At 73.1% G+C, this 7,345-nt stretch carries 8 protein-coding genes; 4 read left to right on the top strand and 4 right to left on the bottom strand.

The features are described from left to right. The 4 genes from SSNG_RS37935 to SSNG_RS14800 all read right to left on the bottom strand — a co-directional run. The coding region (locus tag SSNG_RS37935; protein ID WP_129593389.1) for a chaplin at positions 1-455 on the bottom strand (455 nt) is incomplete at its 3' end. A 125-nt stretch (positions 456-580) separates the two neighbouring features. Further along, positions 581-814 (bottom strand): chaplin, encoded by a 234-nt coding sequence (locus tag SSNG_RS14810; protein WP_042801034.1) that lies wholly within the window; start codon positions 812-814, stop codon positions 581-583. A gap of 272 nt (positions 815-1,086) precedes the next feature. Continuing rightward, positions 1,087-1,497, bottom strand: a complete 411-nt coding sequence (locus tag SSNG_RS14805; RefSeq protein WP_007264645.1) for a rodlin — start codon at positions 1,495-1,497, stop codon at positions 1,087-1,089. Positions 1,498-1,615: 118 nt separating this feature from the next. Then, positions 1,616-1,864, bottom strand: coding sequence for a chaplin (locus tag SSNG_RS14800; RefSeq protein ID WP_007264644.1), 249 nt, complete (start codon positions 1,862-1,864; stop codon positions 1,616-1,618). 175 nt (positions 1,865-2,039) lie between these two features. Here SSNG_RS14800 and SSNG_RS14795 point away from each other — a divergent pair, with 175 nt between their 5' ends. The 4 genes from SSNG_RS14795 to SSNG_RS14780 are packed head-to-tail and all read left to right on the top strand — an operon-like array spanning position 2,040 to position 7,306. Further along, a complete protein-coding gene (locus SSNG_RS14795) occupies positions 2,040-3,143 on the top strand; it encodes a hypothetical protein (RefSeq protein WP_042801032.1) in 1,104 nt (367 codons plus the stop codon). Between the two features lie 19 nt (positions 3,144-3,162). Beyond that, the gene (locus tag SSNG_RS14790; RefSeq protein WP_007264642.1) at positions 3,163-4,356 is read left to right on the top strand and encodes a glycosyltransferase family 4 protein; all 1,194 of its coding nucleotides are present in this window, start codon (positions 3,163-3,165) and stop codon (positions 4,354-4,356) included. Continuing rightward, the gene (locus tag SSNG_RS14785) at positions 4,353-5,879 is read left to right on the top strand and encodes a sugar transferase (RefSeq protein WP_241695054.1); all 1,527 of its coding nucleotides are present in this window, start codon (positions 4,353-4,355) and stop codon (positions 5,877-5,879) included. Before SSNG_RS14790 ends, SSNG_RS14785 begins: the two co-directional genes overlap by 4 nt. A gap of 2 nt (positions 5,880-5,881) precedes the next feature. Further along, the gene (locus SSNG_RS14780) at positions 5,882-7,306 is read left to right on the top strand and encodes an O-antigen ligase family protein (RefSeq protein WP_128636969.1); all 1,425 of its coding nucleotides are present in this window, start codon (positions 5,882-5,884) and stop codon (positions 7,304-7,306) included. Positions 7,307-7,345: the final 39 nt, after the last annotated feature.

Here is a 7,345-nt window from a genome sequence, read left to right as displayed (position 1 = left end):
GCCCCGTGGCGCGGGGCGGCGTGCTTGGGGGCGTGCGCGCGGGGTTCCCCGTAGCCGCGCTCCTCCTCGTGGCGCTGGCGGGGCAGTGCGTGCCGGCCGCCCTGCTCCTCGTCGAGGTAGCGCTCGATGGCCGCTCGGTGCTCGGGGCTCAGGTAGCGCTCGTAGTCGCGGCCGCCGTCGTCGCCGGCGTGGGATCCGGTGGAGCTGACGCAGGTGTTCCCCATGGAGGGGTTGAGGGCCGCACCCCCGTCCACGCTGTTGCCGCACAGGTTCGGTGTGACCGTGATCGGTACCGAGACGCTGTTGCCGGACAGCACACCCGGCGAATGCGAGGCCTCGGCCATCGCCCCTGGATGCGCGCACGCCGCGCCGGTCGCGATCGACAGCAGGCTCGATGCGGCCGCAGCGGTGAGCACCCCCTTGCCCAGTACCTGTCGGCTCAGTACCTGTCGCATGGGTCCTTCCCTGTCCACCGGCGCGTGGGCCGGTACTGAATCGAAGGTGGCCTCGGAGTGCACCGCCGTGCACTCCGAGGCCACCCCGAGGAGGTCTGCCCTGCCCTCGCGGGCGGAGGGCTACGTCAGGCGTTGACGCAGGTGTTGCCGAAGGTCGGGTTCAGGAGGCCGACCAGCTGGGCGGTGTTGCCGCAGACGTTCACCGGGATGTGCACGGGAACCTGCACGAGGTTGCCGGAGAGGACGCCGGGGGAGTCCTTGGCGACCCCGCTGGCGCCGGCGTCGGCCATGGCCGGGGAGGCGACACCGGCGGCCATCATCGCGCCGGCGGCCAGCACCACTGCCTTCTTGTGCTTCATTTTCTTTTCCAATCCTTCCCGCAGAGGTGTATCCGCTGCGAAAACAACAACGAGTGGGTCCGGGAAAAGAAACCGGGAATTTCCCGGGGCTTCCGTGCAATTCACTCAGATGCCCAGTAAGGTCGATCGAGGTCGATCGGGACCGATTTGGCCGTGAATTCCGACCGGCAATGGAGGGCATCGGAAGAAGTCTGGAATTGCGTGGTCCCCGGCATGCGGCGAGGCCGCCGCGACCCGTGGGGTGCGACGGCCTCGCTCGGGGTGCTGCGCGATCAGCTGCCGGCGGAGACGTTGCCGGAGAGGATCGGGATGTTGTCCAGGATGTGCGACAGGGCCTCGTCACCCTTGGCCTGGGTGGAGTTCTCGGTGCACTGCTGGTTCTGCGGGCTGGACAGGACCGGGATGTCCTGGACGCCGACGTTGATGAGCGCGAGGATCGACTGCGCGTTGACCTTGGCCGGGAGGGCGATGCAGGGCTTGTTGAAGGAGCCCTGGATCAGCGCCATCTGCGGGCTCATGTTGCCGTAGGTGGCCTGATTGCCGTAGATCTGCGCCGAGTTGTTGCCGTTGACGGTGTTGATGCCGTTGTCGTTCCCGACGGCCATCGCCTGCGGGGCCATGGCGGCGCCGAGGCCCACGGTGGTGGCGGCAACCGCTGCGCCGGCAGCGAGCTTCTTGATCATTATCGTCCCTTTTTTGCAGGATTGCCCGGTACTGGAGCATCCGGATCAACGCTCTGGGCCCCGCTCGGGTTGCGTGGCTTCACCCGGATGCCGCCGTTTCGGGCGGCGCGGTTGACGTTCAGGCGTTCACGCAGGTGTTGCCGAACGAGGGGTTCAGCAGCGCGATCACGTTGACGGTGAGGCCGCAGACGTTCACCGGGACGTCCACGGGGACCTGGACCACGTTGCCGCTCGCCACGCCGGGGGAACCCGCGGCGACGCCGTCCGCCGAGGCGCCGCCGTGCGCGGAGGCGAGGCCCGCGCCGCCCATCAGCATCGCCGCACCCGCGACGGCCACGGTGCTGCCGCGCATCAGCCTCTTCTTCATCTCCGTATTTCCTTTCGGTTCGAACGACGGTGCACCGGCATAACGACCCGCCCACGGAGAGGGTGCGTGCTATCGCCCAAAAGGCCGTACGAGCGAGTCCGACGTGATTTCCAGCCCGATTTCTGACAAAGTTCACTCCTGTTTTGTCCCCTTGATCGAAAATGGAGACAGGGTCATGGGTTCCTCCCGCAGAATCCTCGGCACACTCGGCCTGCTGTCCTGCCTCACACTTTCCGCGCACGTGCCCCAGGCGGGCGCCGCGGTGACCGCCGGGGCCCGCGAATTGCCGCGAGTGCCCTTCACGCAGCGCTACCAGGCCGTCCAGCACGGCGGGCTGGTCAGGGCCTCCAACTCCGCCATCAGCTGCCGCCGCGAGGAGAACGACCAGGCCGAGCCGTGCGCCGAGGTCAAGAAGGGCGCCGCGGGGGTCAACGGCGACTTCGAGATGTTCTACGACGAGGTCGACAAGGACCCGGACACCTACAACTCCACCCGGGCCGAGCTCAAGGTCCCGCAGGGCGCGAAGGTCTCGTACGCCCGCCTGTACTGGGGCGGGAACCTGCGGGTGGGGGAGCAGAAGCCGCCCGAGGACAACGGGCGGGTGCTGGTCGCCGAGCCCGGGGGCGCGTACAAGGCGGTGCTGGCCGACACCGTGATCGGGCACCACACCGACCAGGGCAGGGACGCCTACCAGGCCTCGGCCGACGTCACCCCGATGGTGCGCAAGGGCGGGGCGGGGATGTGGACCGTGGCCCAGCTCAACGTGGCCATGGGCCACTCGGCGGTGGGCGCCTGGGGCGGCTGGACGCTGGTCGTCGCGTACGAGCACCCGCAGGAGCCGCTGCGCCGGGTCTCGGTGTGGGACGGCTTCGAGTCGCTGGCCGCCGGCGCCGGCGAGGCGGCGGGGGAGACGGTGGAGGTCAGCGGCCTGGACGTGGCGCCCGGCGCCTCCGGGAAGGCCGGGGTGGTCGCCTACGACGGGGACCGGGGGACCCTCGGGGACTCACTCACCGTGACCGCCGACAGTGGCCGACGGGTTGACGTCAGCGATTCAGAAAATCCTTTTAATGATGTTATGAATTCCACGATCACGGAATTCGGACGTCCCTCGTTCGTGCGACAGCCCGAACATATGAATAATCTCGGATATGACGCGGACGTGTTCGACCTGAGTCCCGCCCTGTCCGGTGGCGCCCGCAGCCTGAGCTTCAAGTTCGCGGGCGAAAGCCAAGGTCAATTCCTCGGTGTGCTCTTCGTTCAGACAGACGCGCGCCGCTGAACGCAGGAGACCACTCCACGTGCCGAAGCACCCCTCGCCGGACCCGTCACCGGCCGGTTCCGGTTCCTCCTTCACCGTCCTCCACCTCGTCCAGCCCGTCGACGGCGGCGTCGCCCGCGTCGTCGCCGACCTCGCACGGGCGCAGACCGCCGCCGGCCTGCGCGTCCTCGTCGGCTGCCCGCGCGGCGGACAGCTCGCCGACGCCGCCCGCGACGCCGGAGCCGAGGTGCACACCTGGCGCGCCGGACGCTCCCCCGGACCCGGGCTGCCCGGCGAAGTCCTCGGCGCCGCCCGGCTCGTCGGGCGCCTGCGCCCCGACCTGCTGCACGCCCACAGCGCCAAGGCCGGACTCGCCGGACGCCTCGCCGTACGCGGCTCCCTGCCGACCGTCTTCCAGCCCCACGCCTGGTCCTTCGACGCCGTCAGCGGCACCACCGCCGCCCTCGCGCTGCGCTGGGAACGGGTCGGTGCCCGCTGGGCCGACCGGGTGCTCTGCGTCAGCGAAGCCGAACGCCGCGCCGGTGAGTCCGAAGGGATCACCGCCCGCTGGGCGGTGATCCGCAACGGCGTCGACCTCACCCGCTTCCGCCCCGCCCGCGGCGGCGACGGCGGCCGCGCCGAAGCCCGCACCGCACTCCGGCTGCCCGACGGCGGACCGCTCGCCGTCTGCATCGGCCGGCTCTGCCCCCAGAAGGGCCAGGACGTCCTGCTGCGCGCCTGGCCGGAAGTCCTCGCCACCGTCCCCGGCGCCCGCCTCGCCCTCGTCGGCGACGGCCCCGACGCCGAACGGCTGCGCCGCACCGCACCCCCCGGCGTCCGTTTCGCCGGAGCCGCCGCCGACATCCGACCGTGGCTTCGCGCCGCCGATCTCGTTGTACTGCCGTCGCGGTGGGAAGGCATGGCGCTCGCCCCGCTCGAAGCCATGGCCTGCGGCCGCCCGGTCCTGGTCTCCGACGTCAGCGGTGCCCGGGAGAGCCTGCCGTCAGGCCAGGGACGGCTCTGCCTGGTACCGCCGGAGGACCCGACGGCACTGGCCAAGGCCCTGGGACGGCTGCTCGCCGAACCGCGGCTGCTCACCGAACTCGGGGAGCAGGCCCAACAGCACGCCCGGACCGAGTTCGACGTGCGGCGGACCACGGACGCGGTCACCGGCCTGTACCACGAACTGCTGGGCAGGCCCCGGCCCTTGAACCAGGAGCGCATCAGCCGATGACGATGGACAGCGCACCCGCCCGGCACACCGGGCAGGGCGGCACGGGGCACGCCGGCGGCAGCGCCTTCGCCCCCGCGGCTCCCGCCGAAACCCGCCGTGCCGTGACCGCCATCCACCCCCCGCGCGGCCCCCGCGCCGACCGGGCCCGCGCCGCCGTCCGGCCGCAGCGGGCCCGCCGCCGCGAAGGCGTCACCGCGCTGCTGACCGCCGACGCGCTCGCCGCCGCCGTCACAGCGACCACCCTGCCCGCCGGCACCCTGCCCCCCGAAGCCGTCCTGCCCGCCGCCGCCCTCCTCACCGCCCTGCACGCGCAGGCCGGGCTCTACCGGCCCCGCCTCGCCCCCTCCGCACTGCGCGAGCTGCCCGCCCTCGCCGGACGCGCCGCCGTGCTCTGGGCCGGGGCCGCCGCCCTCCTCGCCGCCGCCGCACCCCAGCGCGCCCTCGGCTGGAGCGCGCTCCTCGGCGCCATCGGCCTCCAGGTCGTACTCGCCTGCGCGGGACGCGGGTCCGTCAACCAGCTCCGCCGCCGCGCCGCCGTACGACGGCCCGTCTCGGCGCTCGTCGTCGGCCCCGGCGAGGGCACCGGCGCCGTCGCCGCAGCCCTGCACAGCCGCCCCGAGTACGGACTGCGCCCCGTCGGGATCGCCGACACCGCCGCCCCCGCCGACGGGGACCCCGGCCAGCTCCCCGTCCTCGCCACCCACGAGGACGTACGCCGCGCCGTCATCCAGAACTCCGTCCGGCACGCCGTCTTCACCTGTCCCCCCGAGGCCGACGAACGCACCGCCTCCCTGGTCCGGCTCTTCCACGACCACGGCTGCCGGCTCTGGCTCGCCGACCCCGCCGGGACCGCCAAGATCACCGGCATGCGCGTCGCGCAGCCCGCCGACCAGCTGTGGGGATACGCCGTACAGCCGCTGCTGCCGCGCCCCTCCCGGCCGCTGGAACGCGCCGCGAAGCGGGCCATCGACTCCTGCCTCGCCGCCCTCGCACTCCTCGCCGCCGCCCCCGTCATGGGCGTCTGCGCCCTCGCCGTCCGGCTCTCCGACGGACCCGGGGTGATCTTCCGCCAGGAGCGGGTCGGCCTCTACGGCCGCCCCTTCACCCTGCTGAAGTTCCGCACCCTGCGCGCCGACGAACACGAGTCCGCCACCCGCTGGACCGTCGCCGGCGACCGCCGCATGAGCCCCGTCGGCTCCTTCCTGCGCAAGTCCTCGCTGGATGAGCTGCCCCAGCTGTGGAACGTCGTACGGGGTGACATGAGCCTGGTCGGCCCGCGCCCCGAACGGCCCTTCTTCGTCGCCAAGTTCAGCACCGTCCACCCCGGCTACGAAGCCCGCCACCGGATGCCCGTCGGCATCACCGGCCTCGCCCAGATCAACGGTCTGCGCGGCGACACCTCCATCGAGGACCGGGCCCGCTTCGACAACCACTACATCGACACCTGGTCGCTGTGGCAGGACCTGTGGATCCTGGCCCGCACCGCCGCCTCCTTCTTCCGCTTCCGGCTGGGAGGGAGCTGAGCATGAGCCTCACCGCGACCGCCCCGGTACGGGCCCTCGACACCGGCGCGCTGCGCCGCCACTGGCCGCTGCTGCCCCTCGCCGCGACCGTCCTGTTCCTCCTCGCCCCCCTCCCCGCCGGCGACGCGACCGCCTCCGGCAAGGTCGGCCCCGCCGACGCCGCCTCGCTGCTGCTCGCCCTCGTCTGCGGGATCCAGGCCCTGCGCGGCCGGGTGCGGACCCTGAGCCCGCTCGGCGTGCTCGTGCTCGGCGCCCCCGGCGTCGGGCTCGCGGTGTCCACGATGACCGCCGGCGACCCGTACGCCGCCCTCCCCGGCTTCGTGCGCTACCTCCAGGTCTTCGTGCTCGTCCCGGCGGCCGTGGTGCTGCTGGTGCGCGACGCCCGCGAGTTCCGGATCGCCGCCGGCTGCTTCGTCGTCCTGGCCCTGGTCCAGGGAGCGGTGGGCGTCGTCCAGTACGCCACCGGGACCGGCGCCTCCTACCAGGGCGCCAACGTCCGCGCCGTGGGGACCTTCGGCCCCGGCGACGTGATGGGCATGGCCACCGTCGTCGCGTACGGGCTCGTCGTCGCGACCGCCGCCGCGCTCGCGCCGGGACTGCCCAAGCGGATCCGGCGCACCGCCGGGGCCTGCGCCCTCGTGCTGGTGGTGCCGCTGGTGCTGTCCTTCAGCCGCGGCGCCTGGATCGCCACCCTCGGGGCGGCGGTGCTGGTCATGGCCATGGCCGGGATCCGGCGGGCCCTGCGGGTGCTCGTCGCGCTGGCCGCGCTGGGCGTCGTCCTCGTCGGCGGGCTCGGGGTCGGCTCCGAGATGGTCGCCGAGCGGCTCACCTCCATCACCCAGGTCTCCAGCGCCCCCGACCAGTCCGTGACCGACCGCTACACGATGTGGGCCGCCGCCGAGTCGATGTGGCGGGAACGCCCGGTGGCGGGGGTGGGCCTCAAGGGCTTCCCCGCGCACCGCGACGGCCACTCCTCGCTGGGGCTGTCCTCCGGCAGCGACACCGCCGGCGCCGGCCAGGCCTTCATCAAGCAGCCGCTGCTGTCCCCGCACAACATGTACCTCCTCGTCCTCAGCGAGCAGGGCCTGATCGGCCTGCTCGCGCTGGCGGGCGGCTGGGCCGCGCTGCTGGTCGCGGGACTGAGGCGGTGCGCGGTGGGCGCCGACCGGGCCGTGCGGGACTGCGGGCTGATCGCGACCGGGCTGTTCGTGTGGCAGCTGACCGACTTCCTGTACGCGGACATCGGCGGTCCGTCCACCGTGCTGACCGGAGTGATCATCGGACTCGCGGCGTGGTGGGCCCTGCCCTCCCCGGGGTTCGCCGCCGACACCGACACCGACACCGCCGCCGGCACCGCGGCGGGCACCCGCACCGGCTCCGTGCCCGGGCACGGCCCGCTGGCCGCCGAGGGGCCGGCCGGCCGGTGACCGACACGACTCCCTGGCGGCGGCCCGCGGCCGCGGCGA

This window comes from Streptomyces sp. C (assembly GCF_000158895.1).
GTDB lineage: Bacteria > Actinomycetota > Actinomycetes > Streptomycetales > Streptomycetaceae > Streptomyces > Streptomyces racemochromogenes.
The sequence above is the reverse complement of the archived record's forward strand: the minus strand, read 5'-3'. Positions and strand labels throughout refer to the sequence as shown.